The sequence below is a fragment of the Comamonas sp. AG1104 genome (assembly GCF_003350425.1).
Taxonomy (GTDB): Bacteria; Pseudomonadota; Gammaproteobacteria; order Burkholderiales; family Burkholderiaceae_C; genus Comamonas; species Comamonas testosteroni.
The window spans coordinates 390,712-405,587 of the sequence record NZ_QQAS01000005.1 but is presented as its reverse complement, the minus strand read 5'-3'; the positions used below and the strand labels follow the sequence as shown (position 1 = coordinate 405,587).

The following is a 14,876-nucleotide window of genomic DNA, read 5'->3' as shown; positions in this document are numbered from 1 at the left end:
GTGGCCGCGAAGTGCATGCACGCGGCACTGTGGCGGTTTGCAAAGACCTTGCTCTCAACGTCTGCCATGCAAGGGCTGCGTGTACGCCATGCACTGCTGCTTTGTGCTGGTTTGGCACATTCTGCATATGCCCAGTATTCACTGGGGCCGGACGAAACGCCGCGCATAGAGGCGGTTCAGTTTCAGGTTAGAAATCCCGGGCAGGATGCCTATTCGTTGGAGCGTGCCATTGATCGTCTGCGCAAGGCCATGTCCATTTTTCCAGGAGACCGGGCAAGCCAGGAAAAGCTGGACTTTGAACTCGCCAGACTGCGCAGCAACCCCAATGTGTCGGCCGCCGAGCTCGATGTGCAGCGGGGGGCGACAGGTGGCGTGGTGGTGCAGGTGGATGTGGAGCTGGCGGCCAACGCCGCCCCCGATCGCTCCCGGCCTGCTGGTGCCCTGGTCAAGGACTCACCACAAGGCTTTCCGTTGCTGTATCAGGACAGCCGGAGTTTTCTGCGTGTCAAGCTGGAGACGCTGGGTCTGTATTACGGCAACAGAAATGCCTGGTATGGCCGACCCGATCGTTTTCTGGCCGGCAACCCTATGGTGCAGGGTCGACCTTCGGGGGCTGGCTACCAGGGGTGGATGGAGGGCTATGTCCATGCGGGGCTCTATGGCCTGACTCCGCTCAGCCCCCATACCTATTTGTATGGCAGCGGTAGCGTGATGCTGACAGGCTCCAAAGGCAGGGAGCTGTTTACCGACCGGACGCGCAGCAATGCGGATATCGAAGAGGCTTATGTGGGCCTGGTGACAGGCAGGACGACGGAGCTAGGAGATCGCTGGGTGTTGCATGTCTCTGCTGGACGTCAGCGTTTCACGCTGGGCGATGGCATGCTGATCGTCAACACGGCGGCAAACGGTCAGGACAGGGCTGCCTTGCAGGCTAACGCCCGTTGGGCATCGGATTTCGTCGGCCTGGCGCAGCTGCGCTACAACCAGTGGAAGCTGGAGGCATTCCATGTAAATCCCGATGAGTTGCCGCTGCTGGACACACATACGCGCATCAATGGTCTGAACGTCGAACATGCGATGGCACCGGGCCTGGAGTGGGGAGCCAGCTATCTCACGGTGCCCCACTCAACTGCTCAATACTATTTGCCAGACGGCAGCCAGCGCCAGCGCGAAGGCCTCAAGGTCTATGACCTCAGGGGACGTTGGCAGCCCAATGTCGCGGGTCAGTCCGGTCCTTTTGTCGCCGCAGAAGCCGCGATGCAGCGCAATGGCCGCTTTGCGATGAAAGCCACGGCCTATACCGGCGAGCTGGGTTATGCCTTTGCCCAGGCCGTCTGGAAGCCCACGCTCAGCTACCGCTATTCCCATTTTTCAGGCGATGACCCGGGCACTTCGCGCTATGAGCGCTGGGATCCGCTGCTCTCGGGCGGCAACGGCGAGCAGTGGGTGCAGGGCATCAACCACTTCAAGGTAGTTCAGATCGGCAATGTCAACGCGCACCGGGTTCAGCTGCGCATGCGTCCTCACCAGAAGCTGGAGCTGGTGGCCCAGTACTGGCGGTTCAAGGCCGATTCCCTGCTCAACATCGGCGGCAACCCGGCCCTGTCCATGCTGGGCTCCAAGGACTACGGCCAGGAGCTGAATCTGACGGCCAAGGTGTTCTGGTCGCGCCATCTCTATATACACGGCCATATCGCCGTGACCGACCCCGGCCGGGCCGTGAGCCAGGCGCTGGGCACACCCAGCAAAAAATGGTGGAGCACCATGGTTTTCCTGCGTTATGCCTACTGATGCCGACCACCCATCCCCATTCCACTTTCCATCACCAAGCAAAGGAGATTCCATGACGGATATTGACCGCAGAGATCTGTTCAAGGGCATCAGCATGGCCAGCGCCATGGCCATCGCATCCAGTACCGTGTTTGCCCAAGCCGCACAGGGCGCAACCGGCAACCCTGGCAAGGGTCTGGGAACCGTGGATATCAAGCCCGTCGATCCCGACTACTACATTCCCAATCGCTTCAAGGGCAAGACCATTGTCATCACCGGCTGCGCGCGCGGCATGGGGGCGCTGGCGGCAACTCGTATTGCCAGGGAGGGGGCCAATGTGGTGGGCGTGGACTGGATCAAGGACGAGGGTCAGGGCACCATAGACCGCATTGTCAAAGCCGGCGGCAAGGCGGTGTTCGTTCCCGGCGACATTGCCGAGAACAGCACCTGCGATGCCATGGTGCAGGCCGCTGTCCAGCATTTTGGCGGCCTGGATTACGCGCTCAACAATGCAGGCGTCATGGACGGTGTCTACTCGGGCGCGCCAATCGACTATGAAAAACAAAAGCACCTGCTGTTTGCTCCGGTCCATGAAGCAACGGACGAGTACTGGGACAATGTGATGCGCACCAATGCCACGGGCATGTTCAAGTCGCTGCGGGCCGAGTTGCGTCAGATGGTCAAGCAAAATCGTGGCGGTGCCATCGTCAACGTTGGCTCGGTCACCGGCTTGATCGGCTTTGGTGGTACACCAGCCTATGTGGCCAGCAAGCATGCGGTGACCGGTATCACCCGTTCGGCGGCGATCGACTATGCGGCCAACGGCATCCGCATCAACTCTGTGAACATGGCGCAGACTGCCACGCCCATGGTGGCGCGCGCGCTGGAGCTGGTCACGCGCAAGATGAAGGATGCCGGTGGCGGCCCCAGCATGAGCATGCTGAAGACCAATAGCCTGCTGCAAGCGGCAGACTCGCACAAGCGTGATGCCACACCGGCCGAGCAGGTTGCCATCATGCTGTTCCTGCTGTCCGATGAGGCCTCCAACATTACCGGTGCGGCCTACGCAACCGACGGCGGCTGGACGACTTATTGACAGACCTGGGCCAAAGGCTGTTGCTCTGCAGCCTTTTGGCTTGCCTCGGTAGGGCCGGGTTGGCTAGGTGCTTCGCATTCCTGCCGAATCTGCTCCAGTCCTTTGCGGTAGCTGGTGATCGCGAATTCGGGAAAGCGGCACTTGAACTTGTCCGAGTCGAACAGATTGTCCTGCTCGTAGCGGGGCAAAAGCTCGCGGAGTTCGTCCACCGGCCTGGAAAACAGTCCGACCGATTGCAGTATCCATTTGCTCAGTACCCGGTAAGAGGGTTTGCGCTCGAAAACCTCACAGGCCACAGGTACCCACTGGCGGTAGCTTAGCCGCTCGTCCCAGCATGGCAGATGCCAGGTCTGCCCATAAGCATCGGGCGTGTTGCCTAGCAGAGCCAGAGCCCTACTGGCATCGGGGGTCCAGATCAGGGTGCGCAGGCGGTCGTCTCGCACCGGGGCCAGCGGTGTCTTGCCGGCCTTGAGCCTGTCAATCACCAAGGTGTTGGTAATGCTCTGCGTCTGGGCCGGGCCGTAGAACTCGGGCGCCCGCGCTATCAGCACGGGAATCTCCCCGCGCGCCATCTCGGACAGCACCATCTCGGCCATGGCGGCGCGCACCCGGCCTTTGCGCCCCACGGGAGCGAATGCGGTCTGCTCGGTCTGCAGCTGCGCGTTCTGCGGATACATATAGGTGTTGTCGAAATAGACAAATGGGGCGCCTGCAGCGCGGCTGGCCGCCAGGGCGTTGCGCAGCATGCTTGGAAACTGCTGCTCCCAAAGCCGGGTATCGGGAGGCAGGCCTGCGGTGAAATACACCACGCTGCTGCCCTGAACGGCTCTGGCTGTTTGCTCGGCATCGAGCAGATCGGCGGCTTTGAGCAGATCCGTGTCATGTACCTTGCGCGGCCTGCGGCTCACCAGCTTGAGTTCATCGCTGTAGTTGCGCTTGAGTTCGCGCGCCAACTCGGTGGCGATCTGCCCGTTGGCGCCCAATATGGTCTGCATTCCTGCTCCTTGATGGATAGCTTCACCAGCCTTGATGACTGGGAATGATGCAAGCGTAAGCTTGAAGCTTGGTTCAAGGTCAAGCGCAATTTGCGCAGGAATGACGGGTCCGCCCGCCCGGCCGGGAAGAGCACAGGCCTGGGCGAGGAATAGCGCACAACACCAGCAGCTCCAATCAGGCAGTCATCGACTCACAGCTTTGCGCTCAGTTCAACTGCTGGATATGAACCAGTCGCAATGCCCTCTGGAATTCCTGAGCCATGGCAGAAAGTGCCTTGCCCCGTCGCAAGATCAAACCGATGCTGCGTAGTACCTGCGGCTCTACCAACGGGATGCCGCAGAGATCGGTCCCGCTGATTGCATGCTGAGGGACCGCACCCACGCCCACCCCACGCCGCACCAGGCTGAGCAGGCTGGGGACATGTTGAACTTCGCATATCCAATGGGGTCGGGTGACGGTGTTTGACAGAGCCTGGTCGATGAGCAGGCGATTGCCGCTGCCTTGCGCTTGAGTGACACAGTCCTGATGTGCCAGCTCGCTCCAGCAAATGCTGCTGCGGGTGGCCAGAGGATGGTCTTTGCGGCAGGCCAGCACAAAAGACTCCGAAGCCAGTTCTTCGAAGTCGAGGTCAGGCTCGCTGGCTCCGAGATAGCCGATTCCGAAATCCACTTCGGAGCGTGCCACGGTCAGCAGGATGTCTGCAGCGGGTTGATCCAGGATGCGCAGCCGAATGCGAGGGAACTGCTTCTTGATCTGATGGATGGCGCTCGCCACCAGCGTGTCCACGACAGAAGGGATGCAGGCAATGGTCACCAGACCGTGCAGCCGTTCGTTGAGTTCGGTCATCCCTATCAGCGAGGCCTCCAGTTCGGCCAGCACATGCTGGGCACGAGGCAGGAAAACACGTCCCATGGCATTGAGCTCCACTTTGCGAGTGGTGCGCTCCAGAAGCTTGAGCGATAAGGCTTGCTCCAGTTTTTCGACCCGTCTCGATAAGGCCGGTTGAGAGATGTGCAGCAACTCGGCTGCGCGCCTGAAACTGGCCAGCTCTGCCACAGCCACAAAGGCTTTGAGATCAGCAATGTCGAAATTCATTTGAAAAACGCATCAATGAGAAGATTTTTTGCAATTTACTGCATTAATTAAATCACTGATCATTCGCCCAGAACATAAGAAACGGAGACGAAATGCAAGGCTTGGGTGATTTCAGAAAAGCGTGGCTCGCCGCAGCCGCTGGATTGATGCTGGTGAACTCGGCAACAGCTCAGGGAAAGTGGCCTGAGCGTCCCATCACGCTGGTCGTTCCTTTTGTGGCCGGTGGCGGTACAGACAGCATCGCACGTGACATTGCCAGCCAGTTGTCAAATCGCTTTGGCCAGCCAGTGGTCGTTGACAACAAGGGTGGGGCAGGTGGCTCCATAGGTGCGAACTTTGTGGCAAAAGCCAAGCCCGATGGCTACACGCTGCTGTTTGCGACATCCACTTTCGCGACGAACGCAGCCATTGATCCCAAGCTGCCCTACAAGCCGGAAAGTGACTTTACTCCGGTGGCAATGATCGGTCGTGGGCCTCTGCTTTTGGTAACCAACAAGGCTTTGGGGGCGAAGTCGGTCGCGGATCTGCCAAAGATTGCCAAAACACGCGAAGGCGGCATCAATTACTGTTCAGCGGGGGCGGGCAGCATCAACCACCTGTCTGGCGAACTTTTCAGGCAGCAGGCGACGCTTCCAATGACGCATGTCCCGTTCAAAGGCAGTGGCCCTGCTGCGCTGGAACTGCTGGCAGGTCGTGTGGATGCATTCTTTGCCACGGTGCCGACCATTCTTCCGCACCTCAAGACCGGCAAGCTGGAGCTTCTTGCCGTCACCAGTGCTCAGCGCTCCAGCCTGTTTCCGCAGGTGCCCACCATGGCAGAAGCCGGAATCAAGGGCTATGACGTGACCACATGGTGGGGTGTGCTTGCGCTCGCCGGGGTGTCACCAGAGATCGTGAATCAGCTCAATCAAGCCGTCAATGCAGCCGCCGCCGCTGAGCCAGTGCGCTCGCGTCTCAAGCATGAAGGCGCAACGCCTATTTTCTTGAGCCCGAAGGCCTTTGCCGCGGAACTTCACGATGAGCTGGGCAAGTGGAAAGCCGTGGCGAGCAAGCCTGGCATGGAGCTCTGAGCATGTTGCTATCCCACGACCCCTCAGGCCTGGTGTCGAGAAGACAGGTACTGGCTGCCATCTGTGCTGGCTCCGCAGCGGTGGCCGCGAGCATGGCAAGAGCGCTGCCAAGTTTTCCAGGACGTCCAGTCACTGTCGTCGTTCCGTATGCGCCAGGAGGACAGGGCGATGTATTCGCACGACTGATTTCCAACGATCTGGGCAAGGCACTTGGGCAATCCGTCATCGTTGACAACCGTCCTGGCGCCAGTGGAGCGCTGGGCACACGCATGGTGGTGCGCGCTCCTGCGGATGGACTGACATTGCTGCTGGGCCAGACCGGAGAGATCGCTATCAACGGTGCGGCCATGAAGAGCCCAGGCTATGACAGCCGGAAGGATTTGCAGGGCGTGGCCCTGGTTGGCGACTCTCCGCTGGTGCTGGCGGTTCCTGCCAGCGCACCATGGAAATCGCTGGACGACCTGATCGCCGCTGCCAAGGCAGCGCCAGGCAAGCTGGCATACGCTTCGTCCGGTACGGCAACACCGGGGCATCTGGCAGCAGCAGCCCTTGCAGAGGCCGCCAAAGTTCAGATGGTCCATATTCCCTACAAGGGGGCCGGCCAGGCGATCACCGACCTCATTGGAGCGCAGGTGCAGTTCTTCATGGCCAGCACGCCATCGATCCTGTCACATATCAAAGGCGGCAAGGTGCGCGCATTGGCGGTCACCGGTCTGGAGCCCATCGCAGCGCTGCCAGGCGTGCCCACGGTTGCAGAGAGATTTCCGGGCTTCGAATTCAGCCTCTGGGGTGGTTACTTCGCGCCCAGGCAGACGCCGGCGCCGGTGGTGCAACTGCTGTCACAAAGAATCAACCAGATCGTGCAGCAGCCCGCGCTGAAGGCACGCTTCGAGGCAGAAGGCACTTTGGTCAAAAGCTATACGCCGCAGGGGGTGGATGCTTTTGTCCGCAAGGAAATCACCAAATACCGGCAACTGGTCCGAAGCACTTCCATATTGATTGATTAAGCGTTGAAAAAGAGAGAGTTGAGTATGAAACTGGTTGTATTGCCCGGCGATGGAATCGGCCCGGAAACCATGGCCGCCACAGTGGAGGTGCTGGAGGCTGTATCTCATAGGTTTGATCTGAATCTGGCCCTGGACCACGATGTCGCCGGCCACGAGAGTCTGCGCAAATATGGTGCGACGGTCACGCCGGAACTGCTGGCCAAGGTCAAGGCTGCTGACGGCCTGATGCTCGGCCCCATGGCCACCTACGACTTCAAGGACGAAGCCAAGGGCGAGATCAACCCTTCCAAGTTCTTTCGCAAGGAGCTGGACTTGTTTGCCAACATCCGGCCGGCGCGAACCTGGGCTGGCGTACCGCACAAGGTGGATGATTTCGATCTGGTCGTGGTTCGTGAGAACACCGAAGGCTTCTACGCAGATCGCAACATCGCATCGGGCGGCAGCGAAATGCTGATCACGTCCGATGTGGTCGTCTCTCTTCGCCGGATCACCCGCGAATGCTGCGCACGCGTGGCGCGTTCGGCCTTCGAGCTGGCCCAGCGCCGGCGCAAGCATGTCAGCATCGTCCACAAGGCCAATGTGCTCAAGCTGGGCGACGGCATGTTCATTGAAGAATGTCAGCGTGTCGCCAAGGATTTTCCAGAGATCGAAGTCGATGAATTCATCGTCGACGCGATGATGGCCCATGTGGTGCGTGCGCCTCAGCGCTTCGACGTCATCGTCACGACCAATATGTTCGGTGACATCCTCTCTGACCTGACGGCCGAGTTGTCCGGCAGTCTGGGCCTGGGAGGCTCCGTCAACGCTGGTCAGCAATACGCCATGGGACAAGCGGCTCATGGATCTGCGCCAGACATCGCAGGCCAGGACATCGCCAATCCGTTTTCGCTGATCTTGTCGGCCAGTCAATTGCTGAACTGGTACGGTCAGCGCAGCAATGACATGCGTTTTGTGCGGGCCAGCGAGGCCATCGTCGCCTGTGCAGCCCAGGCTGTCGAGTATTGCGAGGCCACGCGCGATGTGGGCGGTCAGCTCGGCACGGCTGCCACAGGCCGCAAGTTGGCACAGCGTATCGCTGCGTTGACGCGGTGAAGCCATGCAAGGCGAAGTCATGGCGGTAGTTGACCGAAGTTCAAGGACGGGGGCAGAGCTCCCGGCTTTGCGCTGCGACACGCACTCCCATGTATTCGGGCTGCAGCAGCAATATTCCATGGATCCAATGCGGCACTACACACCGCATCAAGCATCTGTGCAGGCGCTGCGGCAACATTTGCAGGCTATCGGCATGCAGCGCGTGGTGCTGGTGCAGCCAAGCGTTTACGGGTTTGACAACCAGTGCCTGCTGGATGCCCTGGCCGAGCTCGGCGACAGTGCTCGTGGCGTGGCAGTAGCACCGCGCGAGGTCAGCGAGGCTCAGCTGCATGTCTGGCATGCAGCAGGTGTGCGAGCAATCCGCGTGAACCTGCAAAGCTCGGGCAACGAAGACGTCGCCTCGGCTTGCAACGAACTCTCATACTGGAGCGAGCGCGTTTGCCATCTGGGCTGGAATATCCAGCTATACATGGCTTACCCGGTGCTGCAAGCTGTGAGCACGCACCTGAGTCGGTTGCCGGGGTCTTTTGTCCTGGACCATTTCGCAATGGTGCCGTTCCCGGCAACAGCCTCTCAAGATGACGGATTGCTGCTTCGACTTGCTGAAAGTGGCCGGATATTTGTCAAGCTTTCCGCGCCTTATCGTCTGGCTGAAGCGCAATGGGCCTGCGCCTGGGCAAGGCATCTGGTGAGCCATGCTCCACAGGGAGTGCTGTGGGGCAGTGACTGGCCGCATACAGCCAGGGATGCTGGCGTCTCCGCCTTGGAACCCAGCCAGTTCCGCACCGTGCCTACCCAGACCATTCAACAGGACATAAGGCGCTGGCTGAAGGATGAGGGTGAGCAGCAACAGGTGCTGGTGAAAAATCCGGCGCGCCTGTTCGGCTGGGTTTCGGATTGAGTGCTCAATTGGGCTGAAAGTGTCCAGCAAACCGGGGAGCAACCGCCTGGCTGCTTCAAAGACAAAGCGGGGGAGCGCTTTGCCAAGGGGGGGAGGGCCGAGCGGGCCGCAGCACTTGCTCAAAACATGTCTCAGCGCTACCGGGGCGATTTTGCGAGGACATACACGCACGGCATCTCAAGGCTGCCAATGGGCTCAGCCCCTTGGGCCCAAGTAGGCAGAGGCCATCAACCAGAGCCACTTGAGCTGCGGATCCCGCCAAACTTCAGTGCAGAGCGGTGCCCGAGGGGACGACGACACCGTACAAATCAGCAATGGTCGCCAGTGCGCTGTGATGCAGCTGCACTGCCTCCACCTCTGCCACGGCACTGCGCAAGGGGCGCGTGGCGCAGGCATCGGCCACGATGGTTGGTTGGTTGCCGCGTAGAAAGGCGCCCTCGGCCGTGAATGTCACGCACATATGGGTCATGAAGCCGATGATGATGAGTTGCTGGCGGCCTGCTGCGTCTACCAGCTCACCGAGATTGGTTCCCACAAAGCTGTTGGGGGCCTGCTTCACCACCACGGCTTCGCCAGTGATGGGCTCCACGCTGGCGTGAATCTGCCCGATGTCCTCCGTGATGTCGTAAGCAGAGCCCGCGCCGCCGTCATGCATCACATGAATGATCTTTGTTCCCGCTGCACGTGCGCGGGCAAGCAGGGCTGAGGCAGCTTCCAGCGCGGGCTTCCAGCCCGTGAGTTCCATCACGCCGCGCGTGTAGGTGTTCTGGTAGTCCACCAGCACCAAGGTGGCGTTGGCCAGGGTGGCAGGCGAGGCGTCGAGGGCGTTGAGTTCTCTCAGGGTCTTCGAGGGGGTCATGGTCCTGCTTCCTTATCAATGTTGAGCGATGAAGGAATGGTAGGAATGCAGGGTAATGTCTGCAATGTCATATAACATGCAGATTCAGACACTCTCTGCAGGCAGCACATGGAACGCCTCATCGTCATCGTTCTGTTCAATCAGGTGGATCTGCTGGACATGACCGGTCCCGCCGAAGTGTTCTCGCTACTCGAGCGCGAGATGGACCAGCCCACAGGCTATCGTGTAGTGCTGGCGGCTGAGACATTGGAGGCAGTGCAGACCTCTGCGGGTGTGCGCGTGCTGCCTGACATCACCTTTGCCCAGTTGGCGCGCAAGCGCATCGACACGCTGGTAGTGCCCGGTGCGGTGCAAAGGAATGCGGCGCGCGAACTGCGCGCCGTGGTCGACCCGCAAGTCGTGTCTTGGGTGAAGACGCTGGCTGCCCGCACCCGCCGCGTCGCCTCCGTCTGCGTCGGCGCACATGTGCTCGCCGCGGCAGGGCTGCTGGATGGCAAGCGTGTCACCACGCACTGGTCCACCGCGCAGCAGCTGGCAGCAGAGTACCCAGCCGTAACCGTGGATGCCGAACCGATCTTTATCCGCGAGGACAATCTGTGGACGGGCGCGGGCCTGACAGCCTGTCTGGATCTGGCGCTGGCCTTGGTGGCAGACGACTTCGGCGAGGCAGCAGCACAGCGTGTGGCCCGGCAGCTCGTCATGTTCCTGAAGCGGCCCGGCGGGCAGAGCCAGTTCAGCGTAGCCATAGCCCAGCCTTCGACCACACGCCGCATGGACGCGCTACGCCACTACATAGCGCAGAACGTTGCTAAGCCGCTCACGCTGCCGCTCCTGGCCGAACGAATCCACGTCAGCGAGCGACAACTGGCCCGCCTGTTCAAGACCGAGTTGTGCACCACGCCTGCCGCGTATATAGAGTCCGTGCGCGTGGAGATGGCGCGCAACAGCCTTGAGACGTCTGATGAGTCTTTGGTGCGCATCGCCATCGCCTGCGGCCTGAGTACCACCGATACCCTGACTCGGGCGTTTCGCAGGCAACTGAACACCACACCTGCCGAATACCGCAGCCGATTTCGCACCCATGAATGAAGAGGCCGGCTGCAGAACTAGGCAACTCATGCGTAGCGACTGCTCAAACGGGCAGACCAGGATCACCAGTTCGCAGCTTGCAAGCGCTGCAGCCCAGATTGTCTTGCTCGCTTTGGTCCTCCAAACTTGCTGTTTGAAACGGACGGCGCAACTCAAAATTTCTGGGGTTACGCATCAGTAGGAAGGCGGTAATTCACTGAATCAAATATCTGTTTCTGACTGATAGGCGACCGTCTCAGAACGACCTATTGCGTACCTCGGATAGTATGTTGGCTATGCCCCTGGGCCGACACATTGGGAGTAGCTACTCGTGCAACTCAAGCCTGCTGAGGCATTTCTCGTTCTGAACTCCTCGAATCCTGTCGATGGCACGCCCCTTGGCCTAGTTAGCAACCTACTTCTGGACCTACATAAGCAAGTGCCTTTCGGCGCGGTGGGTGACTTCATTGATGAGCAGTTCGACACAACTGGTCTTTCTAGAGGAGTTGTGGTCAAGTTTCTGGAAGGCACCTCAACGGCTCAAATTTCGCTGGCTCTCGAGAGCATCCTGAACCGTCAGCCCCAGACTCTGGATGTTCAATTTGTCGCGGGCATTGACCCCGCCAAACTCGATATCGGCGCCCATGACTACTCAATCGAGTACTTTCGTCAGGAAGGGCCTGCCAACACTCAGTTCATTTTCCATGCAGACAGTTGTGTGAAGCTAGTTCATCACGCTACTGGCATCGTGGCACGTTGCATCACGCATCGGAACAAAGCTCAAAATCTCGAAGAGGCCGTTCAGTTGCTGGCAGCGCTAATCCGCAATGAAAGCTTGTTCCGTTAGGTTCACGAGCACTGCATCGCGAACGTCTGCTTCTGGCAGGTTGCAGCCAGCCACCGAGGGCTGCTCACGACCCGTTGCTGTCGTTCGTGCTTCGTCAACAGGTGTCTGTTGTGCAGCGGTTGCTGCTGCTCATGGCCGCTGGTCGAACTACCGGTCACCGCCTAGTAGTAGTCATTCAGGGCGCCAAGACAGTCGCTTCTCCAATGACTGTTTTCAGGTGAGAAGCAGCCCCTTGCTAACAGGCTGCCTTCGAGGTGCTGTAAGTCCGCTTTATCGGCTGACGAATAGGTGCTGTCGACCCAAAACAGACATTGGTTCGCTGGAAGAAATGCCACTTTTTCAGATCTCTGCCACATTCGTGGGGCTTGAGCCAATAATGGTTAGGTCACCTTCATAACAACCGAGGCTTATGGTGTCTCCACTCTGGTTCTTTGCACTCGCATTCTTTTTTGGATATTTGGCCTACGACGCATCTCAGTTCCGGCATTCGGTGAATCATCGAGTTTGGGCTGTCCCTCCCGCATCTGGCAGGGCCGTGGGTGCCGACCCCTTGTCAGTGCGAGAACAAGGGGCTGCCTGCTCCAACAAGTTCACTGGAGCTGAAGGCATTCCAGGATTGCACTGGGCCTTCTTGGTTGTGGCCGTGGCATGTGCCGCTTCAGGCGCGTATTTTTTGATACTTGGTTGAAGCGGTCTCACTCGGAAAACCAGCGTCGACCTGAGCTCTAAGCCAGATTCAAACCATGACTTTTGACGATGGCCACAGGCCCCTTCTGGCCAGGAACGCAGGCTCTAGTCGACTCAGACCAGTCGCCAAGGTCAGTCGCTGATGTGAGTGGTGCTTAACACTGATCACTCTGAATTTAAAAATGAAAATATCTCTTCTTGCAATCTCAACGATTGCCTGCTGCAGCGTTGCGCAAGCTATGTCATTTTCAGAGGCTGTGCAAAAAATCCAGATTTTTGAGGTTGCTAGGCACAGCTCTGTGTACTGGGGGAAGCAAGGTGTATCTACTAAAAACGCCTATGACAACTGGGTGAAAACAAACAGCGGAAATCTTTTTTCTGGGGCGCTCAGAACGATTCAAACGGAGGCAGCTAAACATGCCACTACGGAAGACGATCAGGTAGTAGCCAGTACGATCATCGTTAAAAAGATATCCGAGAGTGCGCAGGAGTACGTAGCAAAGAAAGGGATTGACTGTGCCAATTTCAGTTCAATCTTGCTGGAGTATTCGCACCTCTTGAAGTAATGACTAGTTAGATCGTTGCAAGCTACGGCTTCTACATGCAAAGCCTGCTGTTCTTGGGAGACTGCTTCTGGCCGAAAGAGACATACCAACTCAGTCTGGACAGGGCCCAGATCTGCCCTTTACTGAAACAGCGAAAATAGAGCGTAGATTGCCGTCAGAAACCAAGTGACTTTCTTCGCTGCTGCCGCGCTTTCGGACGTTATCGGGACTATTTCCACACGTCTCCACATCGCGACGTTAATGAGCAACGCGAGCACAGCCACGGCCGCGAGCCCGACAGGCATCGGGATGCTCAGCACAGCAGCAGCAACAGAGAGCCCAGCGACGGAGAGAAGCGTTCCCACCCAGATGTCATTTGATGTACTGGAGAGAGCGTGGCTTAAGGCTCCGCACTGCTCACATTTTGCTGGCCACCCTCGGGTTGACCATCGCTTTGCCATTTCCGAAATGCCCCGCGCGTGGCAGGTGGGACAAAGCGTTTTCATCATGTTGAACGTCCGTTTCTGGCCGATCTGCGACTGTCGCCGACCAGCCCCTGAGCGGTCTTCTTGCATTTGCTATAAACCCGCCGTTCATGCGCGTTTTTCAGGCAAGCCAGCACGCTTTGAAAGCTATTCGATGAAACGATCACGCTCTTGTGGTGAAACCAACTGAAATGACCGGCCATAGACAATTTTGACGCGGCGTAGCGATAGCGCCGGTGCTGACAGAGGACTTGAACTCGCCTCGACCCTATGGATTTGCGCGTAAGGGATACGCTTCCTAATGACACCACATTGGATGAACAGGTGATCGCCCTTCAGGGTGTACCGGCATGGCACAGTCAGCGTCAGAACGATGACTAGACTCAAGATGCCGATGGCTGCAGCGGCGATGCTTCCCCCTGGCGATACACTGCGAAGGCTCCACGCTTGAACGAAGCACGACGCAATCGCAATCCCGACGAGTATCACCAGCCAAGCGTCGATGCGTGTCCGGAAAATGTGCTCGTTCTTGACTGTGCCACTTTCTGAAGAATTTGGTTGTTCTATTGTTTCCATGCTCACGAATTTATTGCTCTGCGGAGTATTTGCTTCTAACTGATTTTTACCGGAATGGCGTATGGCTGGTTGCGGCTGTCGCTGTTCAACCGATTGGAGCCATTCTGTAAAACTTAGTACGGTTGTCCATTTTTTTGTTCAAAGGACCATTTTCCATCTGCATCCATAAGGGCAACCAAGTCGTCTTCTAGATAAATCACCGCATGACCGTCAATCCGGTTTCCAATTTCAATGTATGTGGCATCGAATTCAGAGAAATTTCGAAGGTGATGCGCCTGACCGCCAGCCCTAAATCCAGCACACATACCGGACTTAAATATGTGCTTCTGAGTATCTGTGTAGTGGGTAAATTCCCCTTCCAGTACGTAAATAAGATCGTCTTGCAGCGTGTGCTGGTGGTGAAGTGCAGAGACCGAGCCTGGGTGTATTGTCGTTAGTTTGACGCCAAACTGAGTGATTCCAAGTAAATATCCAATTGGCTGCTTATCACGTCCAATCATTCTTTGTGCGAATATTTTCGGGTATTTCGAAGGCTTTGTCCTGAGTGGAACTGCGGCGGCCTCGATGAAATCCTGAGGTTGATTCAATTCAGTTTCCTCCATGAGCACTCAGCGATTGACGAGATTCCAATTGACCAAAATGCCGTATCAGCTTTGACTGTGTCAATCGCCCATCAGTTGGCTGTCGCCAAAGGCCGCTACTGGCCAATCTGCGACTGTCTCGATACTACCTGCTCCCAAAGAATACAGTCAAACCTGGCTCAAACTGACCCCATCGTAACG

General features: G+C 58.1%; 14 protein-coding genes. 9 read left to right on the top strand and 5 right to left on the bottom strand.

Translation table 11 applies throughout. The features are described 5' to 3' along the window. Nucleotides 1-111: 111 nt before the first annotated feature. Together DFO48_RS16550 and DFO48_RS16545 are read left to right on the top strand one after the other, a co-directional pair. The gene (locus DFO48_RS16550) at nucleotides 112-1,791 is read left to right on the top strand and encodes an alginate export family protein (protein ID WP_158545675.1); all 1,680 of its coding nucleotides are present in this window, start codon (nucleotides 112-114) and stop codon (nucleotides 1,789-1,791) included. Between the two features lie 52 nt (nucleotides 1,792-1,843). Further along, nucleotides 1,844-2,866: an SDR family NAD(P)-dependent oxidoreductase gene (locus DFO48_RS16545; RefSeq protein WP_114864122.1), complete on the top strand. Its 1,023-nt coding sequence runs from the start codon at nucleotides 1,844-1,846 to the stop codon at nucleotides 2,864-2,866. On the opposite strand, the gene DFO48_RS16540 is transcribed toward DFO48_RS16545, so the two are convergent. Further along, nucleotides 2,860-3,861 carry an NAD-dependent epimerase/dehydratase family protein gene (locus DFO48_RS16540; RefSeq protein ID WP_114864121.1) on the bottom strand — a complete coding sequence of 334 codons (1,002 nt, stop codon included), beginning with the start codon at nucleotides 3,859-3,861 and terminating at the stop codon, nucleotides 2,860-2,862. The genes DFO48_RS16545 and DFO48_RS16540 overlap by 7 nt on opposite strands. A gap of 205 nt (nucleotides 3,862-4,066) precedes the next feature. After that, entirely contained in the window at nucleotides 4,067-4,957 is an 891-nt protein-coding gene (locus DFO48_RS16535; protein WP_114864120.1) for a LysR family transcriptional regulator, read from the bottom strand. A 92-nt stretch (nucleotides 4,958-5,049) separates the two neighbouring features. On the opposite strand from DFO48_RS16535, the gene DFO48_RS16530 reads away from it, so the two are divergent. From DFO48_RS16530 to DFO48_RS16515, 4 genes are read left to right on the top strand one after another with little or no spacing between them, the layout of a single operon-like run. Further along, nucleotides 5,050-6,027 carry a tripartite tricarboxylate transporter substrate binding protein gene (locus DFO48_RS16530; RefSeq protein ID WP_114864119.1) on the top strand — a complete coding sequence of 326 codons (978 nt, stop codon included), beginning with the start codon at nucleotides 5,050-5,052 and terminating at the stop codon, nucleotides 6,025-6,027. A 2-nt stretch (nucleotides 6,028-6,029) separates the two neighbouring features. Beyond that, nucleotides 6,030-7,034, top strand: a complete 1,005-nt coding sequence (locus DFO48_RS16525) for a tripartite tricarboxylate transporter substrate binding protein (protein ID WP_199407013.1) — start codon at nucleotides 6,030-6,032, stop codon at nucleotides 7,032-7,034. 24 nt (nucleotides 7,035-7,058) lie between these two features. Then, nucleotides 7,059-8,126: an isocitrate/isopropylmalate dehydrogenase family protein gene (locus tag DFO48_RS16520; protein ID WP_114864118.1), complete on the top strand. Its 1,068-nt coding sequence runs from the start codon at nucleotides 7,059-7,061 to the stop codon at nucleotides 8,124-8,126. 4 nt (nucleotides 8,127-8,130) lie between these two features. Further along, entirely contained in the window at nucleotides 8,131-9,027 is an 897-nt protein-coding gene (locus DFO48_RS16515; protein ID WP_233506424.1) for an amidohydrolase, read from the top strand. Between the two features lie 265 nt (nucleotides 9,028-9,292). Here the strand turns inward: DFO48_RS16515 and DFO48_RS16510 are convergent, their stop codons facing one another. Beyond that, nucleotides 9,293-9,886 (bottom strand): isochorismatase family protein, encoded by a 594-nt coding sequence (locus DFO48_RS16510; RefSeq protein ID WP_114864117.1) that lies wholly within the window; start codon nucleotides 9,884-9,886, stop codon nucleotides 9,293-9,295. A 108-nt stretch (nucleotides 9,887-9,994) separates the two neighbouring features. Between DFO48_RS16510 and DFO48_RS16505 the strand changes: the two genes are divergently transcribed. From DFO48_RS16505 to DFO48_RS16495, 3 genes are all read left to right on the top strand, one after another. Beyond that, complete coding sequence (locus DFO48_RS16505; protein ID WP_114864116.1) at nucleotides 9,995-10,975, top strand: GlxA family transcriptional regulator; 981 nt, start codon at nucleotides 9,995-9,997, stop codon at nucleotides 10,973-10,975. A gap of 310 nt (nucleotides 10,976-11,285) precedes the next feature. Continuing rightward, the gene (locus DFO48_RS16500; RefSeq protein ID WP_114864115.1) at nucleotides 11,286-11,801 is read left to right on the top strand and encodes a peptide chain release factor-like protein; all 516 of its coding nucleotides are present in this window, start codon (nucleotides 11,286-11,288) and stop codon (nucleotides 11,799-11,801) included. An 869-nt stretch (nucleotides 11,802-12,670) separates the two neighbouring features. After that, nucleotides 12,671-13,054: a hypothetical protein gene (locus DFO48_RS16495; RefSeq protein ID WP_147282747.1), complete on the top strand. Its 384-nt coding sequence runs from the start codon at nucleotides 12,671-12,673 to the stop codon at nucleotides 13,052-13,054. Between the two features lie 611 nt (nucleotides 13,055-13,665). Here DFO48_RS16495 and DFO48_RS16485 read toward each other — a convergent pair. Then, nucleotides 13,666-14,094 (bottom strand): PH domain-containing protein, encoded by a 429-nt coding sequence (locus tag DFO48_RS16485; protein WP_114864112.1) that lies wholly within the window; start codon nucleotides 14,092-14,094, stop codon nucleotides 13,666-13,668. A 113-nt stretch (nucleotides 14,095-14,207) separates the two neighbouring features. Beyond that, entirely contained in the window at nucleotides 14,208-14,696 is a 489-nt protein-coding gene (locus DFO48_RS16480; RefSeq protein WP_114864111.1) for a cupin domain-containing protein, read from the bottom strand. Between the last annotated feature and the right edge of the window lie 180 nt (nucleotides 14,697-14,876).